Genomic DNA, 14,333 nt, shown 5'->3' on the forward strand with positions numbered 1-14,333 from the left:
AGTTGGAAAATAAAGACCAAAAACGCAGATTTAAAGCATTAATCCTTTTATGTATTATGTTTAGTATTTGTTGGATTGCATATATACAATGGGAAAGTACGATTGCTTCATTTACACAAGACATCGATATCTCAATGTCGCAATATAGTATATTGTGGACAGTGAATGGTATTATGATTTTAGTTGCACAGCCTTTGATAAGTCCGGTAATTCGTATACTCAAAGGAAATATAAAAAAACAAATGATTGTAGGTATTATTATTTTTATGGTGTCGTTTTTAGTGACTAGTTTTGCTGAACAATTTAGTGTCTTTCTCATTGGTATGATTATATTAACATTTGGCGAAATGTTCGTTTGGCCTGCTGTCCCAACTATCGCGAATTTTTTAGCGCCTGATGGTAAACAAGGACAGTATCAGGGGTTTGTTAATTCAGCTTCTACGGTCGGTAAAGCATTTGGGCCACTTATAGGTGGTATTTTAGTCGATGCCTTTAATATGAGTACCATGTTTATTGGCATGATTGTGTTATTAAGTATAGCATTGTGTTTTTTAGCTGTTTTTGATAAAAATATGCCTAAGGATAAAACAATATAACCATGTTAATTGACTGAGCTAGGCTTCTATATTAATTGTTCAGTTATGTAATAACTTGCACTTGCAATCAGTTGCATTATCCAATAATATTAAAGTGTATTGGAGTAGTAACTTAAATATTTTTCAACAGAGAGCTAGTGGTGGTGTAAACTAGCGTTAAGTATTAAGTGAACTTACCGTTATTTAATGTAATATACATCTCTTACTATTTAATTAAGTGCACATATATGTGAACTAGGGTGGTACCGCGGCATAATTGTCGTCCCTATACTTTATTTATAATAGTATGAGGTGTTTTTTTATTAAGTAGGAGGAAAAAAAGTGAATTACAATCACAAAATAATCGAAAAAAAATGGCAATGTTTCTGGCTAGATAATCAAACATTTAAGACAAGTGATAACTTGGGACAAAAGAAATTTTATGCCTTAGATATGTTTCCTTATCCATCAGGTGCTGGTTTACACGTAGGACATCCAGAAGGATATACTGCTACGGATATTATTTCACGCTATAAACGTATGCAAGGCTATAACGTCTTACATCCAATGGGCTGGGATGCGTTTGGCTTACCTGCAGAACAATATGCACTTGATACTGGAAACGATCCACGAGCATTTACGAAACAAAATATTCAAACTTTTAAACGTCAAATTCAAGAATTAGGATTTAGTTATGATTGGGATAGAGAAGTTAATACAACAGATCCTGAATATTATAAATGGACACAATGGATTTTTATCCAACTTTATAATAAGGGGTTAGCTTATGTTGATGAAGTAGCGGTAAACTGGTGTCCAGCACTTGGCACGGTTTTATCTAATGAAGAGGTTGTTGATGGTGTTTCTGAACGAGGAGGCCATCCTGTATACCGTAGACCTATGAAACAATGGGTACTCAAGATCACAGAATATGCCGATCGACTACTAGAAGATTTGGATGACTTAGATTGGCCTGAATCGATAAAAGATATGCAGCGTAATTGGATTGGTCGCTCAGAAGGGGCACGTGTTTCTTTCAAAGTTGAAGGAGAGAATGACATAATAGACGTCTTCACTACGCGTCCAGATACGATTTTTGGTACGACTTTCTTAGTATTAAGTCCAGAGCATGCGCTTGTGGAAAAAATTACAACGACTGAAAAATTTGAAGAAGTTAAGAAATATCAAGAAGCTGCATCTAAAAAATCTGACCTTGAGCGTACAGATTTGGCAAAAGATAAATCTGGTGTTTTTACTGGCGCATATGCGATTAATCCTTTATCTGGTGAAAAATTACCGATTTGGATTGCTGATTATGTATTATCTAGTTATGGTACTGGAGCTGTTATGGCAGTGCCTGCTCATGATGAACGCGACCACGAATTTGCGGTTAAATTTAATTTGCCGATTATAGAAGTTATTGCTGGTGGAGATGTTCAAAAAGAGGCTTATACTGGTGCAGGAGAGCACGTTAACTCTGGTGACTTAGATGGTTTAAATAATGAACAGGCTATTGCTAAAGCAATTGAGTTATTAGAAGCAAAAGGTGCCGGTGAGAAAAAAGTTAACTATAAGTTGCGTGACTGGTTATTTAGTAGACAGCGTTATTGGGGTGAACCAATACCAATCATTCATTGGGAAGATGGAACAATGACGACGGTACCAGAAGAAGAATTACCACTATTATTACCAGAAACTGATGAGATTAAACCGTCTGGAACTGGTGAATCACCATTAGCTAATATAGATGATTTTGTTAACGTTGTAGATGAAGAAACGGGAATGAGAGGTCGTCGTGAAACGAACACAATGCCACAATGGGCTGGCAGCTGTTGGTATTACTTACGTTATATTGATCCTCATAATGAGCAAATGTTAGCAGATCCAGAAAAATTAAAGCATTGGTTACCAGTTGATTTATACATCGGTGGCGTTGAGCACGCAGTACTTCATTTGTTGTATGCTCGATTCTGGCATAAAGTCTTATATGATTTAGGTGTAGTTCCAACAAAAGAGCCATTCCAAAAATTATTTAACCAAGGTATGATTTTAGGTGAAGGCAATGAGAAAATGAGTAAATCCAAAGGTAATGTTGTTAACCCAGATGATATTGTAAATTCTCATGGTGCTGACACTTTACGACTTTATGAAATGTTTATGGGGCCTTTGGATGCTGCTATTGCCTGGAGTGAGAATGGTTTAGATGGCTCAAGACGTTTCTTAGACCGAGTTTGGCGTTTATTTATCAATGAGGATGATAGCCTATCTCAAAAATTTGTTGAATCAAATAATAAATCATTAGATAAAGTATATAATCAAACGGTTAAAAAAGTGACAGAAGACTTTGATACATTGAATTTTAATACTGCTATCAGTCAGTTGATGGTCTTTATTAATGAATGTTATAAAGTAGATGAAATTTATCAACCATATGCGGAAGGCTTTGTGAAGATGCTTGCGCCTATTGCGCCACACATAGGTGAAGAATTATGGCAAAAATTAGGACATGATGAAACGATTACTTATCAGCCATGGCCAACTTATAATGAAACACTGTTGGTTGATAGTGAAGTTGAAATTGTCGTTCAAGTAAATGGTAAAGTGCGTGCAAAACTAACCATACCTAAAGAGCTGTCCAAAGAAGAAATGCAAGAATTAGCATTAGAAAATGAAAATGTTAAAATGGCTATAGATGGTAAAGAAATTAAGAAAGTAATAGCAGTCCCTCAAAAACTAGTAAATATTGTAGCAAAATAACTAAAGGAGTGTTGAATAATGGATTCAATAACTGTTGAAGATTTGAAAAATAAAGTATTAGAATCTAATCCAGTTAATATTGTTGATGTTCGTACAGATGAGGAAACATCTATGGGTATCATACCTGGTGCAGAAACGATTCCTATGGATAAAATTGAATCAAATATTGATTATTTTAATACAAATGATACTTACTATATTATTTGTGCTGCAGGTGTTCGAAGTGAAAAAGTAGCTCGATATTTAGAAAAACAAGATATTCATGCAGTCAATGTAGAAGGCGGTATGAAAGCTTGGGGCAATGAAGGATTAGAAATAAAACGTATTTAATTTTTAAGTAAATGAATTTTAATAGATTTAATAAACACCCATTTAGCTACCGTTACTAAATGGGTGTTTATTTTTTAAAGCCAAGTCTAAACACGATTTAAAAAATGCTAGCTTAAAATTAATGGTATAAATAACTTCCGGCATTGAGGCCTGCGACATGTCCAGTCACAAGGGCGCTAGTAATATTATAACCACCAGTATAACCGTGAATATCTAAGACTTCTCCACACAAAAATAAACCTGGTTCAAGTTTAGACATCATTGTTTTAGGCCAAATTTCTTTTAAGGAAACACCGCCGCCAGTTACAAATGCTTTATCTATAGGTAATGTGCCGTTAACTTTAAATTTAAATCCTTTAAATATTTCAACAAGTTGTTGCAATTGCTGATTTGAAAAGTGATGTCCTGTCATGTCATCATTAATGTTTGCACGTTCTAACGCAAATATTAAGTAACGTTCTTCAATTAAACCATGTAAACTATTTTTTATAATTTTATTTGGCTGTGATTGAATAAGCTTATTAATTTTTTGACTTAATTTGTCTTTATTTAAATCTGGAAATACATCTAAAGACATTGTTATTTGTTGCGTTTTTTGCTGTTTCTGTTCTTTGTAAATAAATTGGCTACATCTTAATGCAGCGGGGCCGCTTATCCCAAAGTGGGTGAAAATCATGTCCATTTTATGACTAATACGTATTTTGCCGTTTTTCTTATGTACTGATAAACAAACATCTTTAAGGCTTAGACCTTTTAAGCGTTGTTCTTTAATAAAAGACTCGTTTGATGTGATAGGTACTTCCGTGGGGAATAATTCGGTAATCGTATGTCCCATTGCTTGTGCAAAACGATAGCCATCTCCAGTTGAACCGGTTTGTGGCACACTAGTCCCACCAGTTGCAATCACTAATGTTTTGCCATTATAACTTTTAGATTGGGTATGTACGATAAAACTATCATTTGTTGATTTTTCAATACGAGTTACAGGTGTTTCTTCAATTATATCGACATGCTGAGAATGAATCGTTTGAACTAAAGCATTTACAACATCTTGGGCTTTGTTTGAGACGGGAAACATGCGGCCATGATCTTCTTCTTTTAGTTTAACAGCTCGGGATTCAAAGAATTGAATAATAGATTCATTATCAAATGTTGAAAATGGACTGTATAAAAATTTTCCGTTACCTGGAATATTTTTAATTATTTCTTCATAAGGTAAGCGATTTGTGACATTACAGCGTCCACCACCTGAAATCTTCAACTTGCGTCCTAAACCTTTTTTCTTTTCTATTAATAATACACGTTGTCCTGATTGGCTTGCTGCAACTGCAGCCATTAAGCCACTTGGACCGCCTCCTATTATAATTGTTTGATACATAGTTGAATCCTCCAATAGTTACTACTGCTATTGTATACGACACTTACACTATATGGCTACATTATTATTTGCAATGTCCCAATTGCTTATGACATTATTAAGTGTACGTTGTCAATTCACATTCAAACAAGCTGAAAAAATTGAGAGCGGGACAGAATTTATCATGAATTCGTAGTACCGCCCCGGCAAGGTTGACTAGGATTGAAAAAAGCTTAGTATAAGCGTATTTTCAATCCAGTCAACTACTGCCAATATTTAGTTTATAGTCCAAAACATAATGATGTCCCTGACTCCATAAAATTTATTTTTTGATGCGTTATTCATATAATCAAGGATTGGTTAATAACATATTTTAAAATTAATTATTTTAAGATTTGCATAAATGTGTAACTAATACAAGAGCATCTATAGTTACTATAATTAAATAAAATCTGCGCAAAATTTTACAAAGTTGTTGGGAAACGTTGTGCGATTTATGATATATTTTATAATAATGTAAGTCTTGATTATTATTTAAGCTTTTTAAGAAGAGTTTAAACTAAAGGTAGGAAGATAATTATGAGTGAGAATAAAGAAATGGTACGTGGTACCTTTCTAATAACAATCAGTATTTTAATTACAAAGATACTTGGTGTGTTATTTGTAATTCCTTTTTATGCAATCATGGGCGCTGGTGGTGGCGATGCTGAAACAAATTTGATTCCATTTAACTATGCATATACACCATATAATATTGCCATTGCTGTTGCTACAGCTGGTGTACCATTAGCTGCATCAAAATATGTAGCCAAATACAATGCTTTAGGTGCATATAAAATTGGACAAAAGCTTTACAAATCTAGTTTTGTCGTTATGTTTATAACCGGAATCATTGGATTTTTATTACTATTTGCACTTGCTCCTGAAATAGCTACATTAACGCTTGGTAAAGAAGTAAGCGCTAGTGAGTGGTCTGTAGCTAATATTACTTGGATCATTAGAGTGATTAGTGTTGTTGTTATCTTTATTCCTTTATTAGCTACGTGGAGAGGTGTATTCCAGGGATATCAATCTATGGGGCCTACAGCAGTGTCTGAAGTAAATGAACAAGTTGCTCGTATTATCTTTATATTAGTTGGAAGTTATTTAGTACTTCATGTATTTCATGGTGCAATTTTAATAGCCAATGGTATAGCGACGATTGCTGCAGCAGTTGGTGCAATCGCAGGTATATTAACATTGTGGTATTACTGGCGTAAAAGGAAACCACATATTGATAAAATGGTGGCTTCTGACCAAACAGGAATGAATGTGACTTATACTCAAATGTATAAAGAGATTATTTCATACAGTATTCCATTTGTTATAGTAAGTCTTAACTTTTCTTTATATAATTTAGTTGATATGTTTACGCATAATAATGCGCTTGATTTAGTAGGTTTTTTTGAAAAACAAGGATACTTTTTCTCTATTTTGAATTTCACAACCAATAAAATTGTAATGATTCCAACATCATTAGCTGCTGGGTTTGCAGTGAGTTTAATTCCATATATTACGAAAACTTATGCTGAAGGACGTTTAATTGAAATGCATCGTCAAATAAGAACGTCATTAGGTGTATTAATGTTTATTACTGTTCCAGCAAGTTTAGGAATTATGGCATTAGCATCACCGCTTTATACAGTGTTCTACCAATATAATCCCGATGGTCAATTTATTTTATTCTGGTATGCACCTGTAGCAATATTAATTTCATTATTAAGTGTAACAGCATCAATGTTGCAAGGCATCGATAAACAGAAATTAACTGTGTTTGTTATTTTAGGCTCAGTTATTTTAAAATTATTACTCAATATTCCTTTAATTATGGCATTCCATACAGTTGGCGCAGTATTGAGTACCGCAATAGCATTACTAGCTGCTAATATTGCAAACTTTGTTATTTTAAAGGTTTATGCAAAATTTGAATTTACCGAAACGTTTATTCACTTTGCTAAAATATTTATTTATGGCTTTATCATGATGATTGGCGTTGAGTTAACATATTTATTATTGACACAATTCTTACCTGTTGAGCGTAAACTCTATGCACTAATCATTCTCTTAGTCTGTGTTTTAATAGGCGCAATGATTTACGGCTTTGCAACAATTAAAACAAAATTAGCTGATGAATTTTTAGGTGATGTAGCTCAAAAAGTACGTAATAGAATCGGGTTTTTAAGATGATGAGACTAGATAAATTTTTAGCACATATGGGTCAAGGTACGCGTACAGAAGTAAAGCAATCCTTAAAAAAGGGGAATGTGACGGTTAATGGAAAAGTAGAAAAATCTGCTAAAACTCAAATCAATCCACATCATGATGTTGTTCAAATTCATGGTCATCAAATAGATTATGTTGAAACGGTATATTTGATGTTGAATAAACCTAAAGGCTATATTTCAGCCACCGAAGACCCTAAACAGGCAACAGTCATTGATTTAATAAAAGACTATAAATATTTAGATCTATTTCCAGTAGGCCGGTTAGATAAAGATACTGAGGGCTTATTACTCATCACTAACGATGGTCAATTTAGCCACAATTTGATGAACCCCAACAAGCATGTAGCTAAGACATATTTAGTAACTTCTAAGTATCCAGTGACTAAAGATAATCAGTATATGTTTAAACAAGGTGTGATGTTGTCTGATGGTTTGACAAAACCAGCTGAACTAACCATAATTGATGACTACCACTCAAAGGTTACTATATATGAAGGAAGATATCATCAAATAAAAAGAATGTTTCATAGCATTGAAAATGAGGTATTAGAATTGAAACGCATACAAATTGCTAACCTACGTTTAGATGAAGAGTTGGACGAGGGTCAATATCGTGTATTAACGCAAACCGATATCGAGCAATTAAAATAATATTCGAAAGAGAAGGTGTTTTACATGGCTAAAAAAGCAGGTTTTTTCAGAGTAATACTAGGTTTAGGAACAGCGGCAGCAGCTGTGATATTGTCTAGAAAAGAAAACCGTGACAAATTAAAGGTAGAATACAATAAATACAAAGAAGATCCAGAAAGCTACAAGGAAAATGCAAAAGAAATCGCAAATGACCTTGGATCTAGAGCAACAAACAAAATTCAAGATGTAAAGAACAATCCACAAGCATACATGAATAAAATAAAAAATGATCCAAAAGGCTTTATTCAAGAACAAAAATCTAAATTAACTTCTAAAAAAGATAATCAAAAGGAACTTGAAGAAGTGAAATTTGATGATGAAGGTGGATCAGCATCAAATAATTTACGTGTAGTGACAGAAGAAGATTTAAAAAATAATCGAAACAAATAAAAGTGTATCATTAAAATAGAAAAATACACATTCGGCATTGCTGGATGTGTATTTTTCTGTTTTATTAGTGAAATAATGATTCATTTAATAAGCCAAAAATTAAATAATGAACTGCCAAAATCTCTAATTGTCTGAACATTTTGTAATTCTTCTTAGATCTGACTGTAATTTATAGCATAAATTATGTAGAATAGAAAATATAAATTAAAAAAGGAAGTTGATCTAAATGTGGAAAGAAAAGGTTCAAGAATATGAAAGTAAAATAATAGATGACTTAAACGGCCTGCTTTCAATTGAAAGTGTTCGTGATGATAGTCTAGCATCTGAGGACGCACCAGTTGGCCCAGGACCTAGAAAAGCATTAGATTACATGTATGAAATTGCTCAAAGAGATGGTTTTGCTACGCATGATGTTGACCATATCGCTGGAAGAATTGAAGCAGGAAAAGGCGATGATGTATTGGGGATATTATGTCACGTTGATGTTGTACCTGCTGGAGATGGCTGGAATTCAGATCCATTTAAACCTGTTGTGACTGATGATGCCATTATAGCAAGAGGAACACTCGATGATAAAGGACCTACGATTGCAGCTTATTATGCTATTAAGATTTTAAATGATATGAATGTTGATTGGAAAAAACGTATTCATATGATTATTGGTACAGATGAAGAGTCTGATTGGAAGTGTACTGAAAGATATTTCCAATCAGAAGAAATGCCAACACTTGGTTTTGCACCTGATGCTGAATTTCCTGCTATCCATGGTGAAAAGGGTATCACAACGTTTGATTTAGTACAGCAATTGAAATCAGATGATCAAGATGAACCTGATTATGAATTGTTATCATTTAAATCAGGCCAACGTTATAATATGGTACCTGATTTTGCAGAAGCAAAGGTATTTGTTAAAGAAAATATGACAGATGTAATTCAACACTTTGAACATTATCTACAAGAACATAAACTAACGGGTGATAGCACAGTTGATAGTGGCGTTTTACAATTAACTGTTAATGGTAAAGCAGTTCATGGTATGGATCCATCATTAGGCGTGAATGCTGGTTTACATTTATTACATTTTTTAGGCTCATTGAACTTAAACAAAACAGCAAAAGATTTTGTAGACTTTAGTAATCGTTATTTATTTGAATCTCATTTTGGTGAAAAAATGGGAATGAAATTCCACACTGATATTATGGGTGATGTAACAACCAATGTAGGAATTATTGAATATGATAATGAACATGCAGGGCGTTTTGGTGTTAATCTACGTTATCCATTAGGATTTGAATTTGAAGAAGCAATTCACCGCTTTGAAGATGAAATTAAATCACTTGGATTTGACGTAGATTTAGGAAAGGTACAGCAACCACATTTTGTAGATAAAAATGATCCGTTTGTTCAAAAGCTTGTAACTGCCTACCGCAATCAAACTGGCGATTTATCAGAACCTTATACAATTGGTGGCGGTACATACGCGCGCAATTTAGATAAAGGTGTTGCATTTGGGGCAATGTTCAGTGATTCTGAAGATTTAATGCATCAAAAGAATGAATATATTACGAAAAAACAACTATTTGACGCAACAAGCATTTACTTAGAAGCGATATATTCATTGTGTGTGGAGGGATAAATATGAAGGTATATTTAAATGGAAAATTTGTAGATCAATCTGAGGCTAAAGTATCTTATGAAGATCGTGGTTATGTTTTTGGTGACGGTATTTATGAATATATAAGAGCATATAAAGGTAAATTATTTACAGTCGAAGAACATTTTGATAGATTTTTACGCAGTGCAGATGAAATAGGTTTAGATTTAGGCAAAACTAAAGAAGAACTTATTGACATAACACGCCAGTTACTAAAAGAAAATCAAATAGAAACTGGTGGTATTTATATTCAAGCAACACGTGGTGTGTCACCACGTAATCATTCATTTCCAACACCAGAAGTTAAGCCGGTTATTACAGCATTTGCTAAAAGTTACGATCGCCCATATGAAGAATTACAGAATGGCGTTAGTGCAGTCACAGTTGAAGATATACGTTGGTTAAGATGTGACATTAAAAGTCTAAACTTACTAGGTAACGTATTGGCAAAAGAATATGCGGTTAAATATAATGCTACAGAGGCGATTCAGCATCGCGGAGACACTGTTACAGAAGGTGCATCAAGTAATGTGTATGCGATTAAAGATGGCAAAATATATACACATCCGGTTAATAATTACATTTTAAATGGTATTACCCGCAGAGTGATTAAATGGATTGCAGATGATTATAATATTCAATTTATTGAAGAAACATTTGATGTTGATTTCTTAAAACATGCAGATGAAGTGATTATTTCTAGTACATCAGCAGAAGTTATGCCAATTATTAAATTAGATGGTGAAGCGGTTAATGATGGTAAAGTAGGACCTATAACACGTCAGTTGCAAGAAGGTTTCGACAAATACATTCAAGAAAAAAGTATTTAATAAATTGTGAAAAGATGAAATTACAACTACTTATTTAAGATGAATGTGTTATAATAAGACCTAAGCAAAAGTTAACTTTTGGACGTATAAATGACTAGTAAAATGTGACTTTTATTTTCTCATTTTCAGTTGAAAAATGAGGCTAAAAATTATAAAATTTACTTTGAGTGATAACAAAACTAAATGGTAAATTTAATTAAAATATCGGGACAATATTTTAAAAAATATAATAAAACACACTACTAGTGATTATATTATGACCAGCGTATTTTAGAAGTATACGACTGGTATAAATTAGAATATATGGCTCTTGAAACTTCTTTCTAGAGCCATTTTCTAATTGGAAGTGAGGTGAACGTGTTGGAGCAGTTTTATCAATTAGGGTGGACACTTGATTCTGCAGGTGGTGCTTCAGGCGAAGCTTATATGGCAGAACAAGACGGACAAAAGCTTTTCTTAAAACGAAATTCAAATCCATTTATCGCAGCTTTATCAGCTGAAGGAATTGTCCCAAAACTTGTTTGGACAAAACGTATTGAGACAGGAGAAGTCGTTACAGCTCAGCATTGGAAAAACGGCAGAGAGTTAGAGCCTATTGAAATGGCACAGACGAGAGTAGCTCAGCTAATGAAAAAAATACATAGCTCAAAACCCTTGCTAACGATGTTGAAACGCATGGAAATGGAACCAATTACACCAGCAATCATGTTGAACAAAATTAACGCCTCTTTATCCAGGGAAGTATTAAGCCATCATATTGTGAGAAAAGCGCTTATTTATTTAGAAGAACATATTCCAAATTTAGATGCTCGCTTTTTTACAGTCGTACATGGAGATGTTAACCATAATAATTGGTTATTATCAGATAGGGATGAACTTTTTCTAGTGGATTGGGAAGGTGCAATGATTGCAGATCCTGCGATTGATATTGGTATGTTGCTTTACAACTACGTTCCCGAAAGAAAATGGTCTCAATGGTTCAAAATTTATGGTGAACAAGAAAGTCTTGATTTAAATAAACGCATGAAATGGTATACGGTCATACAATCCATCGGCATGGTGCAATGGTATGAAGAACAGAAGCGTTTTAAAGATATGAATACTTGGTTGAAGTTTCTTAATGAAGTTATGAATAGTAATTTATTTATTTAATAGGCTGATAAGTAGTTGCAGAAATGTAGCTACTTACAGTCTCAATTTTTTATATAAGGAGGATAAGCATGAGAGTTCGATATAAACCATGGGCAGAAGATTATTTAAAAGAGCATCCAGATTTAGTTGATATGGATGGTAGACATGCGGGATATATATCAGAATGGTTTGACAAAGAACAACCCATCTATATCGAAATTGGTTCTGGCATGGGGAAATTTATAACTACCATAGCTTCACAACATCCTGAAATTAATTTCGTTTCTATGGAACGAGAAAAAAGTGTGATGTACAAAGTACTAGATAAAGTGAAAGATTTAGGACTAACAAATGTCAAAATGATATGTAACGATGCCATAGAATTAACCGATTATTTTAAATCTCATGAAGTGTCTCGTATATATTTAAATTTTTCAGATCCATGGCCTAAAAATCGTCATGCAAAGAGGCGACTAACATATAAAACATTTCTAGCACTATATAGACAAATTTTAGTTAAAGATGGAGAAATTCATTTTAAGACAGATAATCGTGGATTATTTGCATATAGTTTAGAAAGCATGTCAACGTTTGGCATGTACTTTACTAAAATAAATTTGAACTTGCATGAAGAAGATAATGAAGATAATGTTCTTACAGAATATGAACAGAAATTTGCAGATAAAGGATCTCGTATATATCGCATGGAAGCTAAATTCCATCAAGATTTATAAAGTAAATGATGATGAGTCTGTGACATAAAGTTGTTGGACAAATAAAAAAGGCAATTTCTATTGAAATAATATAGAAACTGCCTTTTTTAAATATGTTGATGTAAAATTACATATCAATGAGACGTATTTTAGCAAGACACTTTGGAGTACAAGACAAGTGAAGACAGGGGCCCCAACAAATAGGCTTTCAAAAAGAAAGCCAACAGACAAAGCAAGTTGGGGGTGGGGCCCCAACAAAGAGAAATGCGAAAAGCATTTCACCAAGCACAGTAAGTCGACCTTGTATAGCAAGTTTCTTTCATGAACATAAAGTTACCTAAATAGGGTATACAAAAATAAATCAGCTTTTCATATTAAAGGAGAGAAATATATGAAATTAGGCGAATTTATGATTAATCAGCTAAATGGCGGTATAACTAAAATGGATGGTGGAGCTATATTTGGTGTAGTACCTAAACCGTTATGGTCTAAAAAGTATAGTGTTAATAATAATAACCAAGTTCCACTTGTTACATATCCTATACTTATTCAGACTGGAGAAAAAAATATCATTATCGATGCAGGATTAGGCAATGCCAAGTTAACAAAAAAACAAATTAAAAATTATGGCGTTGATTATGAAAGCAATATTGAAAAGGCTTTATCGCAGTTTCATTTAACTACGGATGAAATTGATTATGTATTAATGACCCACATGCATTTTGATCATGCAGCTGGATTATCAGATTGTGATGGCAATGCCATATTTAAAAATGCGATGCATATTATACAGCAAGATGAGTGGCATGAATTTCTTAGTCCTAACTTGCGAAGTAAAGCGACATATTGGAAGAAGAATCAGGGGGACTACGATCAGAATGTTATTTTATTTGAAGATACTATTGAAGTGCTCCCAGGTATTGAAATGCATCATGTTGGAGGTCATAGCAATGGCCTATCTATTGTAACAATAAAGAGCAATGGTGAAAGCGCAGTGCATATGTCAGATATTTTTCCAACTCATGCTCATTTAAATCCACTGTGGGTGTCCGCATATGATGATTATCCTATGGAATCAATTAGAGCGAAAGAAAGACTCATTCCTTATTTTATTTATCATAACTATTGGTTTTTATATTATCATGACCATCAATATTTTGCTTGCAAATTTCAATCAAATCCACAAACAATAATTGATAGAATAGAACGATGACAAAAGTGGAAATACGACATAACTATAAAGTTAGCGTATTTCCACTTTTGATGTAGATTAAAGTTCAACGATGTTTAACACTTCACCATTTTTGGCATCGACATAGAATTCATATTGTGTAAATTCATTATGTTTAACTTGGGTGATACCACCTTGATATATAATTCGCCCAGGGTAACTTGCGTCGTCAACTAATGGTGTTTCTAATATGTAGGAACCTTTAACATTTCTAAAATAAGACTTAACCTCATTTAACACTTGATTAGGATGCTTGAGTTTTTGACGTGTTAATATTAAGAAAAGAACAGGTAGGGTAACTAACATTAGTGTGAAAAGGACAATTAGCGAAATTAAAATTTTTTTATTTATGTCTTTCATGTTAAAATGCACCTCAAAATCAATAGTTCATAAATTTAGTTTACCATATTT

General features: G+C 33.3%; 13 protein-coding genes and 1 other annotated feature. Of the genes, 11 read left to right on the plus strand and 2 right to left on the minus strand.

The annotated features are described in order from the left end of the window. From CD041_RS12250 to CD041_RS01280, 3 genes are all read left to right on the plus strand, one after another. The coding region (locus tag CD041_RS12250; protein WP_258027188.1) for an MFS transporter at positions 1 to 596 on the plus strand (596 nt) is incomplete at its 5' end. 85 nt (positions 597 to 681) lie between these two features. Further along, positions 682 to 866, plus strand: a binding site (T-box leader). Positions 867 to 917: 51 nt separating this feature from the next. Next, complete coding sequence (gene leuS, locus CD041_RS01275; protein ID WP_070648716.1) at positions 918 to 3,332, plus strand: leucine--tRNA ligase; 2,415 nt, start codon at positions 918 to 920, stop codon at positions 3,330 to 3,332. Positions 3,333 to 3,350: 18 nt separating this feature from the next. Beyond that, positions 3,351 to 3,662 (plus strand): rhodanese-like domain-containing protein, encoded by a 312-nt coding sequence (locus CD041_RS01280; RefSeq protein WP_002458814.1) that lies wholly within the window; start codon positions 3,351 to 3,353, stop codon positions 3,660 to 3,662. A 118-nt stretch (positions 3,663 to 3,780) separates the two neighbouring features. Here the strand turns inward: CD041_RS01280 and CD041_RS01285 are convergent, their stop codons facing one another. After that, positions 3,781 to 5,040, minus strand: a complete 1,260-nt coding sequence (locus CD041_RS01285; RefSeq protein WP_070648718.1) for a BaiN/RdsA family NAD(P)/FAD-dependent oxidoreductase — start codon at positions 5,038 to 5,040, stop codon at positions 3,781 to 3,783. Positions 5,041 to 5,598: 558 nt separating this feature from the next. Here CD041_RS01285 and CD041_RS01290 point away from each other — a divergent pair. The 8 genes from CD041_RS01290 to CD041_RS01325 all read left to right on the plus strand — a co-directional run bounded on the left by CD041_RS01290 (position 5,599) and on the right by CD041_RS01325 (position 13,904). After that, on the plus strand, positions 5,599 to 7,245 hold the full coding sequence (locus CD041_RS01290) for a putative polysaccharide biosynthesis protein (RefSeq protein ID WP_070648720.1): 1,647 nt from the start codon (positions 5,599 to 5,601) through the stop codon (positions 7,243 to 7,245). Next, the gene (locus CD041_RS01295; RefSeq protein ID WP_037542878.1) at positions 7,245 to 7,934 is read left to right on the plus strand and encodes a pseudouridine synthase; all 690 of its coding nucleotides are present in this window, start codon (positions 7,245 to 7,247) and stop codon (positions 7,932 to 7,934) included. The genes CD041_RS01290 and CD041_RS01295 overlap by 1 nt, the downstream gene beginning before the upstream one ends. 24 nt (positions 7,935 to 7,958) lie before the next feature. After that, positions 7,959 to 8,363 (plus strand): YtxH domain-containing protein, encoded by a 405-nt coding sequence (locus CD041_RS01300; protein ID WP_002478014.1) that lies wholly within the window; start codon positions 7,959 to 7,961, stop codon positions 8,361 to 8,363. Between the two features lie 226 nt (positions 8,364 to 8,589). Continuing rightward, the gene (gene pepV / locus CD041_RS01305) at positions 8,590 to 9,999 is read left to right on the plus strand and encodes a dipeptidase PepV (RefSeq protein WP_070648721.1); all 1,410 of its coding nucleotides are present in this window, start codon (positions 8,590 to 8,592) and stop codon (positions 9,997 to 9,999) included. A 2-nt stretch (positions 10,000 to 10,001) separates the two neighbouring features. Continuing rightward, positions 10,002 to 10,847 (plus strand): D-amino-acid transaminase, encoded by an 846-nt coding sequence (dat, locus tag CD041_RS01310; protein ID WP_002458821.1) that lies wholly within the window; start codon positions 10,002 to 10,004, stop codon positions 10,845 to 10,847. Between the two features lie 360 nt (positions 10,848 to 11,207). Then, positions 11,208 to 11,999 carry a phosphotransferase family protein gene (locus CD041_RS01315; protein WP_002492623.1) on the plus strand — a complete coding sequence of 264 codons (792 nt, stop codon included), beginning with the start codon at positions 11,208 to 11,210 and terminating at the stop codon, positions 11,997 to 11,999. 68 nt (positions 12,000 to 12,067) lie between these two features. Next, entirely contained in the window at positions 12,068 to 12,712 is a 645-nt protein-coding gene (gene trmB / locus CD041_RS01320; protein WP_002458823.1) for a tRNA (guanosine(46)-N7)-methyltransferase TrmB, read from the plus strand. Positions 12,713 to 13,082: 370 nt separating this feature from the next. Beyond that, positions 13,083 to 13,904 (plus strand): YtnP family quorum-quenching lactonase, encoded by an 822-nt coding sequence (locus tag CD041_RS01325; RefSeq protein WP_002458824.1) that lies wholly within the window; start codon positions 13,083 to 13,085, stop codon positions 13,902 to 13,904. 57 nt (positions 13,905 to 13,961) lie between these two features. Here the strand turns inward: CD041_RS01325 and CD041_RS01330 are convergent, their stop codons facing one another. Then, a complete protein-coding gene (locus CD041_RS01330; RefSeq protein ID WP_002458825.1) occupies positions 13,962 to 14,282 on the minus strand; it encodes a PepSY domain-containing protein in 321 nt (106 codons plus the stop codon). Positions 14,283 to 14,333 lie beyond the last annotated feature (51 nt).

Source organism: Staphylococcus lugdunensis (assembly GCF_002901705.1).
In the GTDB taxonomy this organism is placed as follows: domain Bacteria; phylum Bacillota; class Bacilli; order Staphylococcales; family Staphylococcaceae; genus Staphylococcus; species Staphylococcus lugdunensis.